Annotated in this window: 15 protein-coding genes; 8 read left to right on the top strand and 7 right to left on the bottom strand. The window is 64.8% G+C overall.

The features are described from left to right. Nucleotides 1–46: 46 nt before the first annotated feature. Together carB and carA are read right to left on the bottom strand one after the other, a co-directional pair. Entirely contained in the window at nt 47–3,292 is a 3,246-nt protein-coding gene (gene carB, locus AVTE2539_RS18085) for a carbamoyl-phosphate synthase large subunit (RefSeq protein ID WP_284401005.1), read from the bottom strand. After that, entirely contained in the window at nt 3,292–4,455 is a 1,164-nt protein-coding gene (gene carA, locus AVTE2539_RS18080; protein ID WP_284412711.1) for a glutamine-hydrolyzing carbamoyl-phosphate synthase small subunit, read from the bottom strand. Before carA ends, carB begins: the two co-directional genes overlap by 1 nt. Nucleotides 4,456–4,798: 343 nt before the next feature. Here carA and AVTE2539_RS18075 point away from each other — a divergent pair, with 343 nt between their 5' ends. The 3 genes from AVTE2539_RS18075 (at nt 4,799) to AVTE2539_RS18065 (ending at nt 8,649) form a co-directional block, all read left to right on the top strand. After that, a complete protein-coding gene (locus AVTE2539_RS18075; protein ID WP_284412708.1) occupies nt 4,799–5,770 on the top strand; it encodes a methyltransferase in 972 nt (323 codons plus the stop codon). After that, a complete protein-coding gene (locus AVTE2539_RS18070; RefSeq protein WP_284412706.1) occupies nt 5,767–7,092 on the top strand; it encodes a phosphoribosylamine--glycine ligase in 1,326 nt (441 codons plus the stop codon). The genes AVTE2539_RS18075 and AVTE2539_RS18070 overlap by 4 nt, the downstream gene beginning before the upstream one ends. Before the next feature lie 93 nt (nt 7,093–7,185). Continuing rightward, nucleotides 7,186–8,649: an iron-containing redox enzyme family protein gene (locus tag AVTE2539_RS18065; protein WP_284412704.1), complete on the top strand. Its 1,464-nt coding sequence runs from the start codon at nt 7,186–7,188 to the stop codon at nt 8,647–8,649. A 45-nt stretch (nt 8,650–8,694) separates the two neighbouring features. On the opposite strand, the gene AVTE2539_RS18060 is transcribed toward AVTE2539_RS18065, so the two are convergent. The 4 genes from AVTE2539_RS18060 to rpoN form a co-directional block, all read right to left on the bottom strand. Further along, entirely contained in the window at nt 8,695–9,144 is a 450-nt protein-coding gene (locus tag AVTE2539_RS18060; protein ID WP_284412702.1) for a hypothetical protein, read from the bottom strand. A gap of 282 nt (nt 9,145–9,426) precedes the next feature. Continuing rightward, on the bottom strand, nt 9,427–9,738 hold the full coding sequence (locus AVTE2539_RS18055) for a KGG domain-containing protein (RefSeq protein WP_284412700.1): 312 nt from the start codon (nt 9,736–9,738) through the stop codon (nt 9,427–9,429). 118 nt (nt 9,739–9,856) lie between these two features. Further along, nucleotides 9,857–10,135 carry a hypothetical protein gene (locus AVTE2539_RS18050; protein ID WP_284412698.1) on the bottom strand — a complete coding sequence of 93 codons (279 nt, stop codon included), beginning with the start codon at nt 10,133–10,135 and terminating at the stop codon, nt 9,857–9,859. A gap of 51 nt (nt 10,136–10,186) precedes the next feature. Next, nucleotides 10,187–11,557, bottom strand: a complete 1,371-nt coding sequence (rpoN, locus tag AVTE2539_RS18045) for an RNA polymerase factor sigma-54 (RefSeq protein ID WP_284412696.1) — start codon at nt 11,555–11,557, stop codon at nt 10,187–10,189. Nucleotides 11,558–11,840: 283 nt separating this feature from the next. Between rpoN and AVTE2539_RS18040 the strand changes: the two genes are divergently transcribed. The 5 genes from AVTE2539_RS18040 to AVTE2539_RS18020 all read left to right on the top strand — a co-directional run bounded on the left by AVTE2539_RS18040 (nt 11,841) and on the right by AVTE2539_RS18020 (nt 21,908). After that, nucleotides 11,841–12,992 carry a sensor histidine kinase gene (locus AVTE2539_RS18040; protein WP_284412694.1) on the top strand — a complete coding sequence of 384 codons (1,152 nt, stop codon included), beginning with the start codon at nt 11,841–11,843 and terminating at the stop codon, nt 12,990–12,992. Nucleotides 12,993–13,075: 83 nt separating this feature from the next. Next, on the top strand, nt 13,076–14,485 hold the full coding sequence (locus AVTE2539_RS18035) for a sigma-54-dependent transcriptional regulator (protein WP_284412692.1): 1,410 nt from the start codon (nt 13,076–13,078) through the stop codon (nt 14,483–14,485). Between the two features lie 340 nt (nt 14,486–14,825). Continuing rightward, nucleotides 14,826–19,445 carry a PAS domain S-box protein gene (locus AVTE2539_RS18030; protein ID WP_284412690.1) on the top strand — a complete coding sequence of 1,540 codons (4,620 nt, stop codon included), beginning with the start codon at nt 14,826–14,828 and terminating at the stop codon, nt 19,443–19,445. A gap of 292 nt (nt 19,446–19,737) precedes the next feature. Then, entirely contained in the window at nt 19,738–20,586 is an 849-nt protein-coding gene (nadE, locus tag AVTE2539_RS18025; RefSeq protein WP_284412688.1) for an NAD(+) synthase, read from the top strand. Between the two features lie 389 nt (nt 20,587–20,975). Then, nucleotides 20,976–21,908, top strand: a complete 933-nt coding sequence (locus AVTE2539_RS18020; protein ID WP_284412686.1) for a manganese catalase family protein — start codon at nt 20,976–20,978, stop codon at nt 21,906–21,908. 199 nt (nt 21,909–22,107) lie between these two features. On the opposite strand, the gene AVTE2539_RS18015 is transcribed toward AVTE2539_RS18020, so the two are convergent. Beyond that, on the bottom strand, nt 22,108–22,623 hold the full coding sequence (locus tag AVTE2539_RS18015) for a hypothetical protein (protein ID WP_284412683.1): 516 nt from the start codon (nt 22,621–22,623) through the stop codon (nt 22,108–22,110). Nucleotides 22,624–22,644: the final 21 nt, after the last annotated feature.

Here is a 22,644-nt window from a genome sequence, read left to right as displayed (position 1 = left end):
TTATGCCGCGTTTGAGGCGGCCGGACGCTTAACCTGACTGTGCCGTTCAGGCCGTCAATTGCGCGTGCAGTTCCTGCACGGAATAAACGTCCAGATGGTCCAGATGCTTCATGCCTTCCACGGCCGCCTCGGCACCGAAGATGGTCGTGAAGGTGGTGACCCGGGCCTGCAGCGAACTCGTGCGGATCGCGCGGGAGTCGGCAATCGCATTGCGCCGCTCTTCCACCGTATTAATGACCATGACGATTTCGTCGTTCTTGATCATGTCCACGATGTGCGGGCGGCCTTCGGTCACCTTGTTCACCACGGTCACCGGCACGCCGGCCTCCGAGATCGCGGCAGCCGTGCCCTTGGTCGCCACCAGGTCGAAGCCCAGGGCGACCAGTTGCCGGCCGATTTCCACCGCGCGCGGCTTGTCGCTGTTCTTCACGGTGAGGAACACCTTGCCGGACGTCGGCAGCTTGGTGCCCGCCCCCAGCTGGCTCTTCACGAAAGCCTCGCCAAACGTCTTGCCCACCCCCATCACTTCGCCGGTGGACTTCATCTCCGGGCCAAGGATCGTGTCCACACCCGGGAACTTGACGAAGGGGAACACCGCCTCCTTCACGCTGAAATAAGGCGGCGTGACTTCCCGCGTGATGCCTTGGCTCGCCAGCGACTGCCCCGCCATGCAGCGGGCCGCCACCTTGGCCAACTGGATGCCCGTGGCCTTGCTGACGAAGGGCACCGTGCGGGATGCGCGCGGATTCACTTCGAGCACGTAGATCACGTCCTTGCCATCCTTTTCCTGAATGGCGAACTGCACATTCATCAAGCCCACCACGCTCAGGCCCTCGGCCATGGCCGCGGTCTGGCGCTTGAGTTCATCCACCGTGGCCTTGCTCAGGTAGTAAGGCGGCAACGAACAGGCCGAGTCGCCGCTGTGCACGCCGGCTTGCTCGATGTGCTCCATCACGCCCCCGATGAAAACCTTTCCCTCGGGGTCGCGCAGGCAATCCACATCGCACTCGATCGCATCGTTCAGGAAACGGTCCAGCAGCACGGGCGAGTCGTTGCTCACCTTGACGGCTTCGCGCATGTAGCGTTCCAGATCCCGCTGTTCGTGGACGATTTCCATGGCACGGCCACCCAGCACATAGCTAGGGCGTACGACCAGTGGATAGCCCAACGCAGCCGCCTTCTCCAGGGCCTCCGGCTCGGTGCGGGCCGTGGCATTGGGCGGCTGGCGCAGCCCCAGGTCGTTGAGCAGTTTCTGGAAGCGCTCACGGTCTTCCGCAGCATCGATCATGTCCGGGCTGGTGCCGATGATCGGCACACCCTCGGCCTCCAGGCCGAGCGCCAGCTTCAGAGGCGTCTGACCACCGTACTGCACGATCACTCCCGTGGGCTTTTCCTTGTCGACGATTTCCAGCACGTCTTCCAGCGTGAGCGGCTCGAAATACAACCGGTCCGACGTGTCATAGTCGGTCGAAACCGTTTCCGGGTTGCAGTTGACCATGATGGTTTCATAGCCGTCCTCGCGCATGGCGAGTGCGGCGTGAACGCAGCAGTAGTCGAACTCGATGCCTTGGCCGATGCGGTTGGGGCCACCGCCGAGCACCATGATCTTCTTGTTGGTGGTGGGCGCGGCTTCGCACTCGTCCTCGTAGGTCGAGTACATGTAAGCCGTGTTGGTGGCGAACTCGGCGGCACAGGTGTCCACCCGCTTGTAGACAGGGCGCACATTGAGCGCCCGGCGCGCCTCCCGCACGGCCTTTTCCTGCGTCCTCAGGAGTTTGGCCAGACGGCGATCGGAAAAGCCCTTCTTCTTGAGCGCTCGCAGCGTATCGGCGTCAATGGCAGCCAGCGCGCCATCACCCTTTTCATCGGTCAGCTTGTCCAGATCCAGCTCGATCTTCACGATCTCTTCGATCTGCACCAGGAACCATTTGTCGATCTTGGTGAGGTCATGCACCTCGTCGACCGACAGGCCCATGGCGAAGGCATCACCCACATACCAGATGCGCTCGGGACCGGGTTCGCCCAGTTCCTTTTCCAGCAGTTCGCGGTCCTGCGTCTTTTCATTCATGCCGTCCACGCCGACTTCCAGGCCGCGCAGCGCCTTCTGGAAAGACTCCTGGAACGTGCGGCCCATGGCCATGACCTCGCCCACTGACTTCATCTGCGTGGTCAGGCGGCTGTCGGCCGTGGGGAATTTCTCGAACGCAAAACGCGGAATCTTGGTGACCACGTAGTCGATCGAGGGCTCGAAAGACGCGGGCGTGGCGCCGCCCGTGATCTCGTTCTTCAGCTCGTCGAGCGTGTAGCCCACCGCGAGCTTCGCCGCGACCTTGGCGATCGGAAAGCCCGTGGCCTTCGATGCCAGGGCCGACGAACGCGATACGCGCGGATTCATCTCGATGACGATCATGCGACCGTCTTTCGGATTCACCGAGAACTGCACGTTGGAGCCACCGGTATCCACGCCGATCTCGCGCAGCACCGCGAGAGACGCATTGCGCATGATCTGGTATTCCTTGTCGGTCAGCGTTTGCGCAGGCGCCACCGTGATCGAGTCGCCCGTGTGCACACCCATCGGATCGAGGTTCTCGATCGAGCAGATGATGATGCAGTTGTCCGCCTTGTCGCGAACCACTTCCATCTCGTACTCTTTCCAGCCGAGCAGCGATTCTTCGATCAGCAGTTCGTTGGTGGGCGAAGCCTCCAGGCCGCGCTTGCAGATGGTCTCGAACTCTTCAGGGTTGTAGGCAATGCCGCCGCCGGTGCCACCCAGCGTGAAGCTGGGACGGATCACCGTGGGAAAGCCCACGGTCTTTTGCACCGTCCACGCTTCGTCCATGCTGTGGGCGATGCCCGAGCGGGCCGAGCCCAGGCCGATGCGGGTCATCGCATCCTTGAACTTGAGGCGGTCTTCCGCCTTGTCGATCGCCTCGGGCGTGGCGCCGATCAGCTCCACCTTGTACTTGTGCAGCACACCATTGCGCCACAGGTCGAGGGCGCAATTGAGCGCCGTCTGCCCACCCATCGTCGGCAGGATCGCATCGGGGCGTTCCTTGGCGATGATCTTCTCGACGGTCTGCCACGTGATGGGCTCGATGTAGGTCACATCGGCGGTGGCCGGGTCGGTCATGATCGTCGCAGGATTGCTGTTGATCAGGATGACTTTGTAGCCCTCCTCGCGCAGGGCCTTGCAGGCCTGCACGCCGGAATAGTCGAACTCGCAGGCCTGGCCGATGATGATGGGGCCGGCGCCGATGATGAGGATCGATTTGAGGTCTGTGCGCTTCGGCATTATTTCTTCTCCATCAGCGCGGTGAAGCGGTCAAACAGGTAGGCGATGTCGTGCGGGCCGGGCGAGGCCTCGGGGTGGCCCTGGAAACAGAACGCGGGCTTGTCCGTGCGCTCCAGGCCCTGCAGCGTGCCGTCGAACAGGCTGATGTGGGTGGGGCGCAGGGTTGCCGGCAGCGACTCCATCGCCACCGCAAACCCATGGTTCTGGCTGGTGATGCTGACACGGCCGTTGTCCAGGTCCTTCACGGGATGGTTCGCGCCATGGTGGCTGTTGTCCATCTTGAAGGTTTTTGCGCCGCTGGCCAGGGCCATGATCTGGTGGCCCAGGCAGATGCCGAAGGTGGGCACGCCGGCATCGATGATCTGGCGCGTGGCTTCGATGGCGTAGTCACACGGCGCCGGATCGCCAGGGCCGTTGGACAGGAACACCCCATCGGGCTTCATGCCCAGCACCTCGGCTGCCGGGGTCTTGGCCGGAACCACCGTGAGGCGGCAGCCGCGCTCGGCCAGCATGCGCAGAATGTTCTTCTTCACGCCGTAGTCGTAGGCCACCACGTGAAAGCGCGGCGCGGCAAGGGTGCCGTAACCCGAACCGAGCTTCCACTCGGTCTGGTCCCACGGATAGGCCGCGGAGGTGCTCACCACCTGGGCCAGATCCAGGCCCTTCATGCTGGGCGCCGCTTTGGCGGCGGCCAGGGCTTCGTCGATGCGCGCCTGGGTCACCGCTTCGCCGGCCGCAAGCCCGACGATGGCGCCGTTCTGCGCTCCGTGGGTGCGCAAGATGCGCGTGAGCTTGCGGGTGTCGATGTTGGCGATGGCAACGGTCTTCTCGCGCACGAGGTACTGCGAGAGGGTTTCGGTGCTGCGGAAATTGCTGGCCAGCAACGGCAGGTCTTTGATGATCAAGCCTGCGGCATGGACCTTGTCGGCTTCGATGTCCTCGGTATTGACACCGTAGTTGCCGATGTGCGGATACGTCAGGGTGACGATCTGCTGGCAGTAGCTCGGGTCGGTGAGGATTTCCTGGTAGCCGGTGATCGCGGTGTTGAACACCACTTCGCCGACCGTGGTGCCGGTGGCACCAATCGAATTGCCGATAAAGACCGTGCCGTCTGCGAGCGCCAGGATGGCGGGCGGGAAGGATCCCTGTAGAGACAAAAGCACTGGGTTCTCCGAATGGTTACGGGTCGCCCGGAGTCCGCAGGAAGACATTCCTGAAGACTGCTGCTTGTTGGGGGATTGCTTTGGTTGCTGCCGGGCGACGTTTTTGCGGGAAAGCCTCCAATTGTAGCCTCACTGAAAGAGCATGCCGGCTTCCTCGGCCCATTCAGCCCATGCCACCCTGGTCCCTCGAAGCCAAAGATCGTGAGCCAAGCAGTCTCTTTTGTCCTACACCGCGGCTGCCAACGCCTCCTGAAAGATCACGGCGATTGGCATCCCGCAGCGCGCGTGCCCCCTCACCGCCTGCTCCCCTCCTTCCTGTTTGCACGGCCTCTTGCCAAACCCGATGAAAGCATCCACAACGCGGTCTGTCGAACAAAGCCTTCAACGGCTCGGGCAGTGGCTTGCGGCTGCTGGCTACCGGTTCGTCACGGTAACACCGCTCACGCACCAACGGGTGCTCGCGAGGCCGCACGACCCTGAAAGGTCGGATCTGCGCGATGCATTCGGATGGAACCGGCTGTTTTCGAAAGACCGGCTTCCTGCCGATCTCACCCCATGCCTGCTGGACGATGGCTGGCTGCAGTCCACAGCAACCGGCCTTTTACAGGGCAATGTCCGGTTCAGTTCGCTTGACGGACTGCTCTTCGCGCACTCCCCCTTCCCGACGGCACAAGAAGATGCTGTGTTTTTCGGGCCGGATACCTACCGGTTTGCCAGTTTCATTCGCCATCAGTTGCGGATGCAGCCTCTGCCTCGATCCCCACGCATTGCCGACATGGGGTGCGGCGCCGGGCCGGGAGGCCTTGTTGCGGCGAGGGCCTGGCAGGCACAGCCTAACGGATGCGAAATCGTGCTGGCGGACATCAATCCCCGCGCGCTTTTGCATGCCACAGCCAATGTGGCCGTCGCTGGCTACCGCAACGTGCAGTGCGTTCAAAGCGACCTCTTTTCCAATGTGGCCGGCAGGTTCGATCTCATCGTCGCCAACCCGCCCTACCTGATGGACGACGCGAGCCGCACGTACCGACATGGGGGTGGCCAGTTCGGAGAGGCCCTGTCTGAGCGCATCTTGAAAGAGAGCCTCGACCGCTTGACGCCCGGCGGCCGCCTGCTGCTCTACACCGGCTCCACCATCGTCGAAGGACGCGACGCTTTCCGAGACTCCGTCATGGCCTACGCCACGGCCCACGACTTCGCAGTGCACTATGAAGAACTGGACCCCGATGTCTTCGGAGAGGAGTTGCAGGGGCAGGCCTACGCCGAGGCGGATCGGATCGCGGCCGTCGGCGTGGTGGTGCAAAGGCGGGCTGCATGAGATTTCTGGGCATTGGGCAGACCAACGACCTGGCGGCCATGTACGGCGGCCTCCAGCGCCGCGGCCACGAGGTGCGGGTCGTGATTGAAGACCCTGCGTGCCACGACGTCTTCCAGGGCATCCTGCAGCGCGTCGAAGGATGGGAAAGCGAACTGGGATGGATCAAGGCGGCTGGAAACGAAGGCGTGATCCTCTTCGAATCCGCGACACAGGGCGACCTGCAGGATGCGCTGCGCGCCGAAGGCTTTCATGTCATCGGCGGCAGTGCCCTCGGCGATCGCCTGGAGGCGGACCGCGCATTCGGGCAGAGTGCCTTGCAGGCCTCAGGACTGCAGGTAGCGGGCTGCCACCGTTTCACCGGCTATGGCGAAGCGATGGCCTTCCTCGATGACCATCCCGCAAGGTATGTACTCAAGTTCAACGGGGCCTCCAGCGAGCGCACACGCAACTACGTCGGCCAGTCCGGCGACGGCGCCGACGTGCGCGCCCTGTTGAGCATGCACGCGGGCAAGGCCCGCGCGGACCAAGCCGACGCGCCGGACTTCATCTTGATGGAGTTCATCCATGGGATCGAGATCGGGGTCGGCGGATACTTCAACGGCCATGACTTTCTGTCGCCAGTGTGTGTCGATTTCGAGCACAAGCGGTTTTTCCCGGGCGACTTGGGCGAACTCACCGGAGAGATGGGCACCATCGTCAGCTACCGGGAAAGCGCCTGCCTGTACGACACCGTCCTGCGCCCCCTCACGCCCCTGCTGCGTGATGGCGGCTATTGCGGTTACATCAACGTGAACCTCATCGCCAACGAAAGCGGGCTGTGGCCTCTCGAGTTCACCTGCCGGTTCGGCTATCCGGGGTTCGCGATCTGCGAAGCCCTTCACAACGATCCATGGGAAACCATCTTTCGCAGAATGCTGCACCGCGACACGTCGGACTTCGGCACGAAAAGCGGTTTTGCCTGCGGCGTGGTTCTCACCGTGCCACCGTTCCCCTACCGGCACGGGTATGAAGAACTATCCAAGGGGTTGCCGGTTTTCTTGAATCCCTCCATGACGCAGTCGCAGCGCGACAGCCTGCATTTTTCAGAGGTGGCGCTGCACCAGGGGCAGCTCGTGGCAAGTGGCTCGTGCGGCTACCTGGGCGTTGCTACCGGCGTGGGCGCAACGGTGCGCGCCGCCCACCTGGCCGCCCTGGATTGCGTTCGCCACGTGATCGTGCCCAATCTGCGGTATCGCAACGACATCGGCGAGCGGCTAGACGGGGGCGAGCTGCAGCAGTTGCGCTTGTGGGGCTGGCTGCAAGCGAGACCATCGGCGGCGTAGGACCTTGCCGACCGGGGTTCGCGCCATCTGGTGGCTTCTGCCCCCCATTGCAGCACCGCAGCATGGAGCCATTCCTACAGTACATCGCCAACGATGCTCGCACAAAAAATTCATCCGTCCGTCGATCTGCATGGCAGCCCAACGCCTCGCACTTCAGATGCGCAACGCCCGAATGCAGTCGGCCCCTATCGCCGCCTGTACGAGGCGCTGCTGACCCCCTCTCCCACGCCACGAGCCCGGCAGCAGGCCGCCCAGTGGCTGCAGCGGCTGATGGACGAAAGCGAAGACGTCCCCAGCGAATTGTGCGAAGCACCTGAGGACCTGCATGCGTGGGCCCGCGAAAACGCACAGGCCGTGGCGCAGCGTTATCGAACCTACCTGGACGGGCGGCGCGCAGGCGGCGAGCGCCATTACTTTCGCAACCGCGCCCATGCGCTGAACTTTTTGGCATCGGTGGCGCCGACCAAGCTGGTGGATGGATCGTGGCTGTACGGGTTGGCACGACATACATCGACCGAACGGCTGCGGCCTTTGCTCCAGACCTACCTGGAAGAACTCGGAGACGGCGTGGCCCACAAAAACCACGTCACGCTCTATCGCCAATTGATGCGGCGGCACGGCCTTCAGCAAGACCTGCAACTGGACGATGCGAACTATCTGCAGGGCGCGGTGCAGCTGGCATTGGGATGGAATGCTGAGCAGTTCCTGCCGGAGGTCATCGGCTTCAACCTAGGTTATGAACAGCTCCCCCTGCACCTGCTGATCACGGCATACGAACTCAATGAGCTCGGGATCGACCCCTACTATTTCACGCTTCACGTCACGGTCGACAACGGAGACAGCGGCCATGCCTGGCAGGCCTGCGAGGCCGTACTTCAAATGCTGGAAGTGCAGCAAGACCGCGATCAATTCTGGCAGCGTGTGCGCGCTGGAAGCAAGCTGGCGGATGCCGGGCGCGGCACCCAGGAGGTCATCGCATCGTTCGACGCCAGGACCGAAGTGGTGAAAATCTTCCAACGGAAGGCACTGGCCGGCGCGGGCATGCATTCCGACTATTGCCGCATTGGCGGTCGCACCGTCAACGATTGGCTGGGACCCCAGGGCGACATCGATGCCATGCTGGACGCGCTGGTGGACAATGGTTGGATCCAGTTGGGAGCGCCGGTGTCTCAAAGCCGGTTCTGGAACCTGCTTCAAGGGGAACGCGCGGAGATGTTCGGTGTTTTCACGGGATATGAATTGCAGGTGATCCACGATTGGATCCGCGGCGAAGACAGTCGCGACGGACAGGACCATGCCCAGCCCGCCTCCGCTAACCAAACGCGCAGGCTGCCCTCGTTCAGGGCCTTGGCACGTCACCGCTCTAATGCCAACCCCATCGGCAGTGCGGAGCCTGCATTGGACCCCGAACTGCATCAGTTCAAAGAGCAGTTGCAGCCCCTGGAAGGAGAGCAACGCCGGCAGTTCCTCAGTGCCGCGCTGTCTCCTGCGACCCATTGGACTTCGACGGGGTTGTTCGCCACCCGGCTCTTCATCAGCGAAGGCTGGGCAGCCTGAACCGGTAAAGCGGCCCCTCCCACGCTGGCGGTGGATCGCAAAAATTCATACGGGCGACGGCGCTTGCAGAGATGAAGGGTCGCTTCCGATGGCATTCAACTGCCCGTTCCCTCCGATGCGAAAGTGCGTGTTCTGCCCGGCCGCAATCGCCACATAGGCCGCAAAGCAATGGGCCGGCAAGATCAATGTGCCAATGGCGTCTGTGGCCGTGACTTCAAAGCCAGCGGATGCTGGCTGCTCGCTGAGGGTGAAGCCGATCAGAAGCATCTGCCCCAGCCCCGCCACTTTGGCGCCGATCAGTTCAATACAACCCACCGCCTGCTCCACCACCCATCCCGAGGCGCTGTAGGGTGCATGCCCGCCAAGGGCGATGGTGCGCACTCCCCGTGCTTTGACAACGCTGTATTGCTCCCAGGCAGGCGCGAGATTGAGCGGAGAAAACTGCTGAAAGAGTCCGCGATGGCGTTGGGCCCGAGTGGGGTAATTGGTGCTCATGGATTGCCTCATGGAATGGGTTCTGGTGCGCCAGCCCATGCTGGATCAGCCACCGAAACGAATGCCCGGGGCCGTGCAGCAGAAAGGATTCGACACCCGTGCCACTGTTGATGGCAATCGGCGTGCCAGCACTGTCCGTCAATGCACCCACCGAGGGGCGCATCTCGCTGGCACCGCTGCTTTCTTGATTTGCAAAAGGGGAGGCCTGAACGGACACTGTCATGCGCTCTACGCGCGGCGTGCAACGGACACATTGCGCGTACGCCCGTTCAGGCGCTGGAATCAACGGCTTTGGGGATTTGGATCGCCACCGGCCACCTGCTGCTGGCCGGTTCCCGTCTTGGGTTTTGCTTTGGGGGCGCTGCCCGACGCACCGCCCTCGGAACTGGCTACCTCAACCGCCTTGGCAACGGCAGAACTGCGGCTGCTATGGCTCTTGGCGCCTGCTGCGCGGGCTTCTTCGGAGGTGAACTGATGCGCCGTGCCCTTTTGATGCGCTGCCTGCCCACCCTTGCTTGAGATTTCGCGTTGTTTTGCCGCGTCCATGGCGGCGAAGCCACGATTGCTACCGGATGGATTGCCTTGGTTGGCCATTTCGATACTCCTTCAATGTGCTCCCGTGGAGGGGAACGGCCCAGGCCCGGCCATGAAACCGGGCTTGCCAAGGCAGAGGCAATCGACATGCCCATTGCGAACGCGCGCCCTTGCGCGGCTAACGCGCGGTGTCCGGCTGGCTCGCCCGCGCCACCCAACGCGCAGCCTCTTGCCGTGCATGTCTGCGACGGGCAACGCCCGCATAGAGCGTCTGCACCAAGTCGATCGCATCGGAATCCGCTTGTGCGGCACTGGCCCGCACCTCTGCGCAGGCCACGGTCGTGATCTGGGGTTGCATGCCCTGCAGCACATCGACCAGCCCACACCAATGGCCTTCTACCGCCGAGGTGCGGGAAAACAAGGTCAATCCGTCGATGGAAGCCCAGGCGAAAGCCATGATTGATCTTTGGTGAATGGGGTCTCCGCCCGCCGGGTGGAGGCGGTTGGCTCAAAGGTTCCTGTGCCGTTCCGGCGCCGCCGAAATGCGAAGCGCCTGACGGTATTTGGTGACCGTGCGCCGAGCGACCGAAAACCCTTGCTGCGCCAGCAGGCTGGCAATCGCCGCATCGGACAAAGCATGTGAGGGCGACTCGGCCGCAATCAACTCCGAAACCAGTTCCTTGACGGCCGCGGGCGCACAGGTAGTGCCATTGCGCGTGGACAGCCCGCGTGAGAAAAAATACTTGAGCTCATGCAGGCCGAACGGGGTCGCCATGAACTTGTTGTTGGTGACACGGGACACGGTGGATTCGTGCACCCCCACCTCCTGCGCAATCTGTCGCAGCTTCAGCGGCTTGAGCGCCAGCGGGCCGTGCTCGAAAAACGCCTGCTGATGCCGCCCGATGGCTCGCGCCACCGCCAGGATGGTGGCAAAGCGTTGCGCCACATTGCCCACCAGCCAACGCGCTTCCTGCAGGCAGGCGCTCAACGCCGCACTTTCACCATTGCGCTTGCGCTGCTGAAACATCCGCGCATAGGCGGAATGCACCCGAAGACGGGGCATTACGGCATCGTTGAGCACCATCTGCCACCCTCGCCCGCCCTTCACCGCAACGATGTCAGGCACCGCGAACGGCACATCGTCTTGCAGGAAGGCTCGACAAGGACTGGGATCAAGCGTGCGAATCTGCGCGCAAACCGCTGCCGCCGCCTCGCGCGACACTCCCAGCGCCTCGGACAGCCGTGTGGGATCGCGCAGGGCCACGGCTTTCAGGTGGCTTTCAATGGCACGGCGCACCAGATCCCGGCTGGTGCCGCACTTCAGGGTGTGCAATTGCAATAACAGGCAATGCTGAAGGTCCACTGCGGCAACGCCTGCAGGGTCCAGTCCCTGGACCCGGCGCCACGCCATGCGGATTTCCTGTTCGTCCGGCTTCGGAGACAGGGCCATGGTGTGCACCGCCTGTTCGATCTCTTCGACTCCGCCGCGCAGGTAGCCATCGTCGTCCAGGGATTCGATGACCGCCCTTGCCAAAAGAAGATCGCGCTCCGGCAGACGAAGCAGGTCCAGTTGTCCATGCAAATGGGCGCGCAATGTGACGGGGGCTGCCGACCGCTCCCAAGCCCCTTCCCCATCGCTGTCGGAAGATTGGATCCGGCTGCTGCCGGACGACAGATTCCAATCGCTCAACGGCGCGTCTTGCGTGTCCTGCTGCGCATCCCCCTCGTCGGCTTCCAGCAGCGGATTGCTCTCCAAAGCCTCCCGCACCGCACGCGCAAAATCCTGCGACGACATCTGCAGCAGGCGCACGGCTTGCTGCAAGCGGGGCGAAGCATTCTGGGTGAGCGCTGCGGAAGTGTTCAGACTAAGCTGGCTCATCGAAGGTCCGTTGATGGGGGGCTCATCCCATGCAACACAGCAAAGCATGTGCCACGCAACCTTTTGCCTTGAAAGCGCTTGCCCAGCCTTGAAAACCAGCACCCGGCGCTATCCTTCAATGCATGGCATGTCGCTCAACCGGTAGAGATTGCCGCAATTCCTGCCGGTTTCAGACTCAGGTGGGCTCCATGGCCCGGTTCTTACCGGCATTGACTGGCACGCGGCATGCTGCGGCACTTGGCACCCGGCAACACCATCACGAGCGGAACGCCCCTGCCTCACCATGAACAACACCTCCACACCCATCCCGACGACAGCGCCTCGCCCATCCGACGAAGCCCCCGGCGGGCATGGCGCAGGTGGGCAGCCTCCCCCTGCAGCAGCCCCTGCTGCGGTGCCGCAGTGGCTTTCCATGGCTGGTGTGGGGCACGAATTGCGCACCCCGCTGGGCGCCCTGTCCGCAGCGCTGGAGGTGATTGCGCTCACACCCCACCCGATGCCCATCCAGAGCGAAGCATGCGCGGTGGCCGCGCGGCAGACGCGGCATCTGTCATCACTGCTGGAAGATCTGCAGGACGTGCTGGCAGCGCGCGAAGGTCGCATGGAACTGCGGCGCGTGGCACTGGACTTCTCGGAGCTGGCGCGGCAGGCCTGGGGGGCACTGGTGAACTCCAACGGGGGCTATGCCTGCACCCAGCAGATCGCTCCAGGCCTGCGGGTCATGGCCGATCCCCGCCTGATGCGCCGGGCGATCGATCAGCTTCTTTGCCGGGCGTGCAAAGCGGGAGCGCCGGGAATGCGCATGGACCTGACCGTGTCCACGCAAGGGGGCGAGGTGCGCGTGGAAGTTCACGGCCTGCCCAGAGACGACATGGGGCGGCCCTCGGGAACTGCATGCCCGCTGAATCTGGATGTGCGCATTGGTGTGCCCGCCACCTTGGCAGACCTTCTTGCCGACCACGTCATTCAATTGCATGGGGGGCGCATCGCTCCGTTGGCCGACGAAGAGGGTCGCTATCTTGCCCTGCCCTGCCTTGCAGAGGCGCCGCCACCGCCTGCCAGACTGCGGCGCCAGAAAGTGCTGGTCGCGCTGCACGACGGGCAAGACCGCCAAGCGGCAGGGCAAACCCTGGAGCGGCAGGGATACCTCGTGATGGAAGGCACAGCGATGCAGCCAGCGCTGGACCTGTTGCTGCAGAACGTGCCGGATCTGGTGCTGGCAAGCGCCCAGCCGGCTGCAGCGGCACGCCATCTCGCAACCGCAGCCCGAGAAGCAGGCTACGCCGGGTGCATGGTGGCCGTGGCACCCGCCATGCACTGCGCGCAAGAGACACTGGACGCGGCCGGCGCACGGCGCGCAGGCTTCGACGCATGGGCAGCCTGGGCCGACTGGCCCCAGGTGCTGACGGACGCGCTGGAATCCCGAAGCGGCTGACCGCTGTACGTTCGTTTACACCAGCAACCGCAATCGCCGCAAATAATTCTTCTTTTTCAAATTCTTACTCGGGGAGACTTTGCATGGCCCATGCCCTGGTAGTTGAAGACGATGCCGACTCCGCGCGCATGCTGGCGAGCTTATTGCACACTGGCGGATTCACGGCAGCCACGGCCTCTTCGCTCCGGGATGCGCGCCGCCAGATCGCCCTGCAGCGCCCCGACATCGTGCTGCTCGACCTGCAGTTGCCAGACGGCAATGGCCTTTCCCTGTGCGAGGAGGCCGAGTTGCTCTCCTATTCGGAAGTGGTGCTGATCACCGGCCACGCCAGCCTGGACACCTCGATCCAGGCCCTTCGCCTGGGCGCCGCGGACTACCTCATCAAGCCGGTGGACACGCGGCGGCTCAATGCCGTGCTGTCCCGTGCACGCTCTCCTTCCACCCTGCTGGCCGAGATCCAGGACATGCGCCTGCAGTGGGAATCGACCGGCCGCTTCGGCCACCTGCTGGGCCGGTCGTCCATCATGCGCGAGGTGTACGAGCAGATCGCCTGCGTGGCCGGCACGTCGGTTTCGGTGTTCGTGACAGGAGAGAGCGGCTCCGGCAAGGAATTGGTTGCTCGCTCCCTCCATGACCTCAGCCGGCGGCGCGACGGGCCTTTTCTGGCGGTGAACTGCGGCGCGATCTCCCCCCAGCTGATCGAGAGCGAAGTCTTTGGCCACGAGCGGGGCAGTTTCACGGGGGCGGACCGGCAGCACCTGGGGTTTTTCGAGCGTGCCAATGGCGGCACCCTCTTCCTGGACGAAATCACCGAGATGCCGCTGGAGCTGCAGGTCAAGCTCTTGCGGGTGCTGGAGACCGGCACCTTCATGCGCGTCGGGTCCACCGAAGCGCGGCACACAGATGTACGCATCGTGGCCGCCAGCAATCGCGAGTTGGCCCAGGCCGTGGTCGATGGCGCGTTGCGGGAAGACCTGCTTTACCGCCTCAACGTGTTCCCCCTTCACCTGCCGCCCCTGCGGGACCGGCTGGAAGACCTGCCCCTTCTGGCCCAGCACTTTCTGGACGACATCGCTGCGCGCGAGGGCGGGCGCAAAACGCTGACCACTGCCGCCCTGGATCGCCTGGCGGAGTACCGATGGCCCGGCAATGTGCGCGAATTGCGCAACGTGCTGCAGCGCGCCTTCGTGATGACGCAGGAAGGGCCGGTCACCGAGCGCTGGCTGCCCCGCGACCTCGTGCCTTCGCAGCCGCAGCTTCCGATCCAGCCGCTTGCGCCGCAGCAGCCGGAGGTGGCACCGCCAGCCACCGGCGCTGCCACCCCCACCGAACTGCGCCTGCCGCTGGGCAGTTCCCTGGCGGAAGTAGAGCGGGCACTGATCCTGGCCACCTTCGCCCACTGCGGGCAACGGCGCGAGCAGACTGCCGCCATGCTGGGCATCAGCATGAAGACGCTGTACAACCGGCTGAAGGAATACGGCGCCGGCGCTTGACCAGGCGCACAGTGGCGCTGTCGCGGCCCCGTGCAATCGCAGGCACGGCCCTTCACGCGGGCCCAGGGCCTGCGGAGGTGCGCCGAAGCGGTTCGTTGCCAAGGCCCTGAATCCTGAACCCGCCACGTGCCAGGCACACTGGGCCTGCACGCCATTGCCCGCTCCGGCGGTCCGCCCCCATCCCCCAGCGCAGCGCCTCCCGTCCCATCGCCGGAAACGCCCCACCAGGACACGGCTCCGACCGGGCCCCATGCATGCTTTCCGCCATCGCCTGCCAGACCACGCCTTCGACCGCCAAGGCCCACGATCAATAATCGGTATTCATTAGAAAGACGCCAACATGGATGACTCGCTGACCACCCCCGACGAAGCCGAAGAGCATGTGGGAGAGGCGCTGGACAGCGTGGCGCCGGCACGGGCCTATCACATGCTGCCGCTGATCGGTCTGGGGGGTTCGGCGGGCAGCATCCCGGCCCTGCAGACCTTTCTGCAGTCCATGCCCGAAGACCCCGGGCTGGCTTTCGTCGTGATCCTGCACCTGTCGCCCGACCACGACAGCGAGCTGGCCGATATCCTGCAGCGCTCCACCTCCCTGCGGGTGCTGCAGGTGCGCGAGACCTGCAAGGTCCAGGTCAACACCGTCTATGTCATCCCGCCCGGCAAGGTCTTGCGCACCTATGACGGCTTTCTGCAGTTGGCCGATCTGCCGAGCCCGCGCCATGGCCAAGTGACCGTGGACCTGTTCTTTCGCATGCTGGCAGACACCCATGGGCCGCATGCCACGGCCATCGTGCTGTCGGGCATGGATGGCGACGGTGCCATCGGCATCAAGCGCATCAAGGAGCGCGGCGGTCTCACCATCGCCCAGGACCCGGACGAGGCGGAGCACAGCAGCATGCCCCGCTCGGCGCTGGCCACCGGCATGGTGGACTGGACGCTGCCCGCGGCGGCCATGCCCGGTCGGCTGCTGGAGTACTACCGGCTCGAGCACCGCCTGAAGCTGCCTTCGGAGAAGGGACCCCCGCCCATGGAAAACCCGATTCCCCATGGCATGGCCACGGAAGCAGCCCTGCGCGACGTGCTGATCTTCCTGCGGACGCGGACCGGACGGGACTTCGCCTACTACAAGCGGGCCACCATCCTGCGGCGCATCGGCCGTCGCATGCAGGTCAACGGCATCGCCGAGCTGCCGGGCTATCTGGATTGCCTGCGCACGCGGCCCGGCGAAGCCGGAGCGCTGCTGCAGGATCTGCTCATCAGCGTGACCAACTTTTTTCGCGACGGCGAATGCTTCAGTGTGCTGGAGGCGCACATCGGGGCGCTGTTTGCCGGCAAGGGGCCAGGGGATTCGCTGCGCGTTTGGGTGGCGGCCTGCGCCACGGGCGAGGAGGCCTACTCCATCGCCATCTTGCTCAGCGAATACGCCCGCAAGGTGGATGCGGCGCCGGTGATCCAGGTCTTCGCCAGCGACCTGGACGACGAGGCCATCGGCATCGCCCGCGAGGGGCTCTATCCCACGACCATCGAGGCCGATGTGTCGGAAGAGCGGCTGCGCCGGTATTTCGTGAAGGAGCACCGCGGCTATCGGCTTCGCCGCGAAATTCGCGAAATGGTGCTGTTCGCGGTGCATGACGTGCTCAAGGATTCGCCGTTCTCGCGGCTCGACCTCGTCACCTGCCGCAACCTGCTGATCTACCTGAACCGCAACGCCCAGCACCGCGTGTTCGACACCTTCCATTTCTCGCTCAAGCCCCGCGGGCTGATGTTTCTGGGCTCGTCGGAATCCGTCGAAGACAACAGCCCCCTGTTTGCCGTACTCGACAAGAAGCACCGCATCTACAGCCACCGCCCCGCCTCGCGCTCGGGCATGCCGGGGCACTCCGCGCCCGGCACCGTCTCGCTCGCCATGGAGGCGCAGCATGCTGCGCGGTCCGGTCCGGTGCTGGCCGGCCCGGCCTTTACCTCGACGCCCCCGGCCTCGCGCGATCTGCCTCCTCTCGAGGGCCGCAGCCACAACTGGGGCGAGCTGCATTTCCGGCTGCTGGAGAAGATCGCGCCGCCCTCCGTGCTGATCGATGCCGGCCACGACATCGTGCACCTGTCGCCCAATGCCGGCGAGTTCCTGCGCTTTCAGGGCGGCGAGCCCAGCCGCAACCTGCTGCGCGCCATCCACGAGGACCTGCGCATCGAGGTGCGCGCGGCGCTCTACCAGGCAGCGCAGCGCAAGACGGCCGTGGAGACCCCGCCTTTGGCCTTCACCCATGCCGGCGGCGAAATGGTGCTGGTGGTCCGCATCGTCCCGTTCCACGAGGCGCCGGGCTTTTATCTGGTGATCATTCAGCCCGCGTCGGCGCTGCAGCCGCTGCTGCCCATGCCGGTGCGCCCCATGGCGGTCTCCGAGCCCCTGGCGCAGCACCTGGAGCAAGAACTCGAGCGCATGAAACTGCACCTGCGCGACACGGTCGAGCAGTACGAGGTCTCCACCGAGGAACTCAAGGCGAGCAACGAAGAATTGCAGGCCATGAACGAAGAGCTGCGCTCGGCCACCGAGGAACTCGAAACCAGCCGCGAAGAACTGCAGTCGATCAACGAAGAGCTGACCACCGTCAACCACGAGCTCAAGAGCAAGGTCGATGAACTCGGCCACTCCAACAGCGACATGCACAACCTGATGGACGCCACCGCGATCGCGACGGTGTTCCTGGACCGCGATCTGTGCATCACCCGCTTCACGCCCTCGGCGATCACGCTGTTCAAGCTGATTCCCACCGACATCGGACGCCCGCTGTCCGACCTGGCGACCCACCTCGACTACCCGGAAATGACCTCCGATGCCCGCCGCGTGCTGGAGCGGCTGGTGCCGATGGAGCGCGAGGTCGGCAAGGGCGGCGGCCAGTGGTTCCTGGTCAGGGCCCTGCCCTACCGCACGCTGGACGACCGCATTGCCGGGGTGGTGCTCACCTTCGTGGACATCACCGAGCGCAAGCACAGCCAGGAAGCCTTGCGTGTCTCGCAGGACCGATTCAGCCTCATCGTCAGCCAGGCGACGGCCGGGGTGATGGAGGTGTCGCTGGACGGGCGCATCGAATTCACCAACCGCAGCTACCGGGAGCTGCTGGGCTACTCCGAGGCCGAAATCGTGGGCATGTCGATGCTCGATCTCGTCCACCCCGACGACCGGGCCGAGAGCGCGCGGCTGTTCGACAAGCTCGCCCGCCACGGCGAGCCCTTCCAGGTCGAAAAGCGCTGCCTGCGCAAGGACGGCTCGGTGATCTGGACCTTCAACAACGTGAGCCGCCTGTCGAACGTGCAAGGCCGAGCCGACGCCGCGCTGGTGATGTGCACCGACGTGACGGAGCGCAAACGGGCAGAAGAAGCCCTCAGCCGCAGCGAGGAGCAACTGCGGCTCATCGTGGAGAACGCGGTCGAGTTCGCCATCTTCTCCACCGATCCGCAGATGCGCGTGACCCGCTGGAACGTGGGCGCCGAGCGCCTGCTCGGCTACCCCGAGGCCGAAGTGCTCGGACAGCCCGCCGACATCATCTTCACCGACGAAGACCGTGCCCTGGGCGCGCCGCAGATCGAGGTGCGCCAGGCACTCACCGATGGCCGCGCCATGGACGACCGCCTGCACCGCCGCAAAGATGGCAGCACCTTCTGGGCCAGCGGGGTGTTGATGCCGATGCTCGACGATGGCGCCGTGGTCGGCTTCGTCAAGATCCTGCGCGACCAGAGCCGTGCCCGCCAGGCCCAGGAAGACCTGGAGACCAGCCGGGCCGAACTGGTCGAGGCCCTGCGGCAGAAAGAAGCTGCGCACTCGGCGCTGGAGGCTGCCGACGCCGCCAAGGACCGGTTCCTGGCCGTGCTGTCGCACGAGCTGCGCAACCCCCTCGCCTCCATCCGCAATGCCGCCGAAGCGCTGCAGTCGGGGCAGTTGAACGACCGGGAGCGGGCCCAGTCGTCCAACATCCTGGACCGGCAATCCGCCGCCATGAAGACGCTGCTGGACGACCTGCTGGACGTCTCTCGCCTGCGGCTGGGACGCCTGACCCTGCACCGCCGCCGCATCTTGCTGTCCGAGGTGGTGGACATGGCCATCGAAACCACGAAGCCCGCCATCGAAGCCGGCGCGCACCGGCTGGAGGTGGTGCTGCCGCACACGCCGGTGGTGCTCGATGCGGACCCGGTTCGGCTCAGCCAGGTGCTGTCCAACCTGCTGGCCAACGCCGCCAAATACACCCCGCAGGGCGGCCACATCGGGATACGGGCCCACGTGGACCAGCGCACCGCCGTGATCGCCGTGACGGACAACGGCATCGGCATGGAAGCGGGCAACATCCACAGCATGTTCGGCATGTTCGTGCAGGAAACCTCCGACCTGCCCGGCGCACGGGGCCTGGGCATCGGGCTGGCGCTCGTGCGCAGCATCGTGGAACTGCACGGCGGCCTGGTGGAGGGCAGCAGCTCGGGCCCCGGCCAGGGCAGCACCTTCACCGTGCGCCTGCCGCTGGCGCAGGCGGAGCCCCTCACCCCGCTGCCGGAGCCCGAGCCGCCCGCCCCGCTGCGCAAGCTGTCCACCACGGCGCCCAAGGTGCTGGTGGCCGACGACAACGCCGATGCGGCCTGGAGCATCTCTACCCTGCTGCAGATCTCCGGGTGCGAGGTGAGCACCTGTTCCGACGGCCCCGCAGCGCTCGAGGCTGCCCGCCAGGCCATGCCGGACGTGGCCGTGCTCGACATCGGCATGCCCGGCATGAGCGGGCACGAGGTGGCACGCCAGATGCGTGCCCTGCCTGGCGGTGAGGACGTGCAACTGATCGCGCTGACCGGCTGGGGCCAGGAGGCGGACCGCAACGCAGCCGCCGAGGCGGGTTTCGACGCCCACATGGTCAAGCCCGTGGAGGTCCAGAAACTAGTGGCGCTCATCGAGGCACGGCAGCGAGGCAAGGCATCGCACTAAGCTCACAATCATTTGCTATATTTTTTATAGCACAATGCCCTAGTACTTATTGCGGCAGAGGCCTTTTTGACCCATGGTGCCTCGGTGGCATCCGAAATGGACGGGGTGGGCCGCCCTGCCGGACCGTGCCTCCCTCGTGCGCTCCCATCCCTTATCGGGCAACGCGCAGCGGCATGCCAACACCCTCCGACAACCGCGCCCGGCCGCTTGGCTGCCCAATGGTGCTTTTGCGGACTGGCGACGTCCGCGCCGCGCCGCCCCCGCCCAACCACCACCCATCCTTGAGGAGCGAATGCACATGAGCGAAAGACCCAGCCAATCACAGATTCTGGAATCCCTGTCGGTGGTGCGCGAGTTCGATGTGGAGTCCGAACTGGAGCGCCGTGTCGATTTCCTAGCCCAGTACCTTGTTCGCACCGGACGCCAGACCTACGTGCTCGGGATCAGCGGCGGCGTGGATTCGCTCGTCGCCGGCTGCCTGGCGCAGCGGGCCGTGGCCCGCCGGCGAGCCTCCGGAGAAAGCGTCCGTTTCATCGCCATGCGGCTGCCGTATGGACAGCAGCGGGACGAGGCCGAGGCCGCCAGGTGCCTCGACTTCATCGCGCCGGATGAGGTGCGCACCGCCGACATCCGCGCGTCGGTCGATGCCATGCAGCAGGCGCTGATCGCTGCCGGCGTGGACCTGGGCGATGCCGCGTCGCAAGACTTCCTGGTCGGCAACATCAAGGCGCGGGCCCGCATGGCGGCGCAATACGCGGTGGCCGGCGCCACGGCCGGGCTGGTCATCGGCACCGATCATGCCGCCGAGGCGCTGATGGGATTTTTCACCAAGCATGGCGACGGAGCGGCCGACGTGCTCCCGCTGGCGGGCCTGAACAAGCGCCGTGTGCGCGCGGTGGGCTTCGCGTTGGGCGCGCCCCGCGATCTGGTGATGAAAGTGCCCACGGCCGATCTGGAAACGCTGGCACCGCAGCGGCCCGACGAAGACGCATTCGGTGTGAGCTACGAAGCCATCGACGATTTTCTGGAAGGCCTGCCCATCGACCTCGAGGCCGAGCGGATCATCGTGAAAACCTACCTCGCCAGCGCCCACAAGCGCCACGCCGCCGTGGCGCCGCCCATCGCTCGGCCAGGGCTCTAGACAGGCTTCACTTCCCTAGACAGCGGCCGTTCGCTACCGAGGGAACAGAAAAAACCGCTGCAAAAGTTACCGCGCGGCATCTAGCAAGCAATTGCTCTCCTGCCACAGAGCCTGCCGGTGGCGATGGCTGAATGCACTGCCAAGCGTCACCGGCACTGGCGCGGGTGGCTCGAGCCATGGGCCTCACAGGGTGCATGGCGTGTTCCGCTGAGCCTCCACCAGCAACGCGGGACAGCGCAGATGCAGGGGATCTGCTCGCCCACACCACCGCTCTGCAATGCCATCGGCCCGGGCCCGCTCCTGCGGCACACCGCTTGCCCTGACCCCATCGACGCCGCATGGCGTCGCCTGTCGGTGAACCCGCTGGCTCAACCCCACAAGGAGCATTCATGTTTTCTCATAACAAGCGGCTGCAATACACCGTACGAATCAGCGAAACCAATCCCGGCCTCGCCAACCTGCTGCTGGAGCAGTTCGGCGGACCCCAGGGCGAACTCGCCGCAGCCTGCCGCTATTTCACCCAGGCACTGGGCGAGGACGACCCCGGCCGCAAGGACATGCTCTTCGACATCGCCACCGAGGAACTGAGCCATCTGGAGATCATCGGCACCATCGTGGGCATGCTCAACAAGGGCGCCAAGGGCCGGCTGGCGGAAGGCGTTGAAAAGGAAGGCGACCTCTACCGCTCCATCACCGGCGCGGGGAACGACAGCCACCTCACCCAGGTGCTGTACGGGGGTGGCCCGGCGTTGATCAATTCGGCAGGCGTGCCCTGGACCGCTGCCTACATCGACACCATCGGCGAGCCCACCGCCGACCTGCGGTCGAACATCGCCGCCGAATCCCGCGCGAAGATCGTGTACGAACGCCTCATCAATCTCACGGACGACCCGGGCGTGAAGGACGCGCTGACTTTCCTCATGACGCGCGAGATCGCCCACCAGAAGTCGTTTGAAAAAGCGCTCTATGCCATCGAACCGAACTTCCCTCCCGGCAAGCTGCCAGGCGATCCGCGCTTCACCAGCGTGTACTTTCGCACCTCGCAGGGAGAGCCCGAAGTGCGGGGCGCATGGAACGAAGGGGACCGCTGGAACGTCGTTCCCCTGCCCCAGGGCGCGGAAGCGGTGGATGGCGGCGATGGCCTGGCGACCGTGACCCTGAACGAGCTGGAAGCGCCCGCCGTGGAGCAGATGGCTGAACGCACGGCATCGCAGCCCGACATCGATCCCACCACGGGTGCCGAACTGGGCATGGGAGAGGATCTGGACCCTGTGGGTGATGCGGGCGGTTTGCGCAACGTACCGAAAACGCTCGAAGACTGATGCGCCTGAGCGCGTTCCCGCGGCCGTGGTGATGTCCCGATGAGGTACTTTCCGCAGCCCGGGGGCAAGCCCCGGGTGGTTTTTGGTTCGCACGCGCAGTCAATGGCATCCTGTAGCGCAAAAGCCATCGCGCCGATCATCAAGTTAGCGTGATGGTGCACGGTGGCGGTCATGACCGCGCACGTGCTCCGATCGCCATCTATGCGTTTTCTCGACGGCTGCGTTGACCTCGGCGCGCCACGGCGCAGCCCACGGCAAGACCCGCCGCGAAAGTCGCACAGATCGTTGCCATGGACCGCTGGGAGCGGTCATCGCCAAGGCGTGGAGTGCCATCGGACGGTTCGACCCAACGACCCACCGTGCCGGTAGTGCCCACCTCATGGCGCCACCATGCGAGCACCACTGTCGATGCGAAGCTGGCCAAAGTCCCTGCCATCAGCCCCACGCTCATCACGGAGCGTGCCGTTGCCTCCTGCCCTTTCTGAGCATGCGGCAGGGATTGCAAATCCAATGGCGGTAGAACGTGAACCTGAGTCACAGCGATCGACAACGGATCGCTGGCAGGAAACGACTCCTCGATCCCATGGTCGAGAGCCGGCTCCGTGTGTGCCGGATCGGCTGCCGCTCTCAACGCCGGAGCAGTGCCTTCCGGCGCAGGAGAAGGATGGCTTTCAGACGTCGGGAAGGGAAAGGCATCAGGGCTGCGGGTGTTCATGAGAGATTTCCTTCCAGAGAC

This window comes from Acidovorax sp. SUPP2539, from assembly GCF_030158975.1.
Taxonomy (GTDB): domain Bacteria; phylum Pseudomonadota; class Gammaproteobacteria; order Burkholderiales; family Burkholderiaceae_C; genus Paracidovorax.
This window is presented reverse-complemented; position numbering and strand designations above follow the sequence as displayed.

Coding starts and splice junctions, on each gene's coding strand:
- AVTE2539_RS18050 (WP_284412698.1), bottom strand. CDS start 10,135: ATGGCTTTCGCCTGGGCTTCCATCGACGGATTGACCTTGTTTTCCCGC.
- AVTE2539_RS18060 (WP_284412702.1), bottom strand. CDS start 9,144: ATGAGCACCAATTACCCCACTCGGGCCCAACGCCATCGCGGACTCTTT.
- AVTE2539_RS18035 (WP_284412692.1), top strand. CDS start 13,076: ATGGCCCATGCCCTGGTAGTTGAAGACGATGCCGACTCCGCGCGCATG.
- rpoN (WP_284412696.1), bottom strand. CDS start 11,557: ATGAGCCAGCTTAGTCTGAACACTTCCGCAGCGCTCACCCAGAATGCT.
- AVTE2539_RS18075 (WP_284412708.1), top strand. CDS start 4,799: ATGAAAGCATCCACAACGCGGTCTGTCGAACAAAGCCTTCAACGGCTC.
- AVTE2539_RS18065 (WP_284412704.1), top strand. CDS start 7,186: ATGCTCGCACAAAAAATTCATCCGTCCGTCGATCTGCATGGCAGCCCA.
- AVTE2539_RS18040 (WP_284412694.1), top strand. CDS start 11,841: ATGAACAACACCTCCACACCCATCCCGACGACAGCGCCTCGCCCATCC.
- AVTE2539_RS18070 (WP_284412706.1), top strand. CDS start 5,767: ATGAGATTTCTGGGCATTGGGCAGACCAACGACCTGGCGGCCATGTAC.
- nadE (WP_284412688.1), top strand. CDS start 19,738: ATGCACATGAGCGAAAGACCCAGCCAATCACAGATTCTGGAATCCCTG.
- AVTE2539_RS18055 (WP_284412700.1), bottom strand. CDS start 9,738: ATGGCCAACCAAGGCAATCCATCCGGTAGCAATCGTGGCTTCGCCGCC.
- AVTE2539_RS18015 (WP_284412683.1), bottom strand. CDS start 22,623: ATGAACACCCGCAGCCCTGATGCCTTTCCCTTCCCGACGTCTGAAAGC.
- AVTE2539_RS18030 (WP_284412690.1), top strand. CDS start 14,826: ATGGATGACTCGCTGACCACCCCCGACGAAGCCGAAGAGCATGTGGGA.
- carB (WP_284401005.1), bottom strand. CDS start 3,292: ATGCCGAAGCGCACAGACCTCAAATCGATCCTCATCATCGGCGCCGGC.
- AVTE2539_RS18020 (WP_284412686.1), top strand. CDS start 20,976: ATGTTTTCTCATAACAAGCGGCTGCAATACACCGTACGAATCAGCGAA.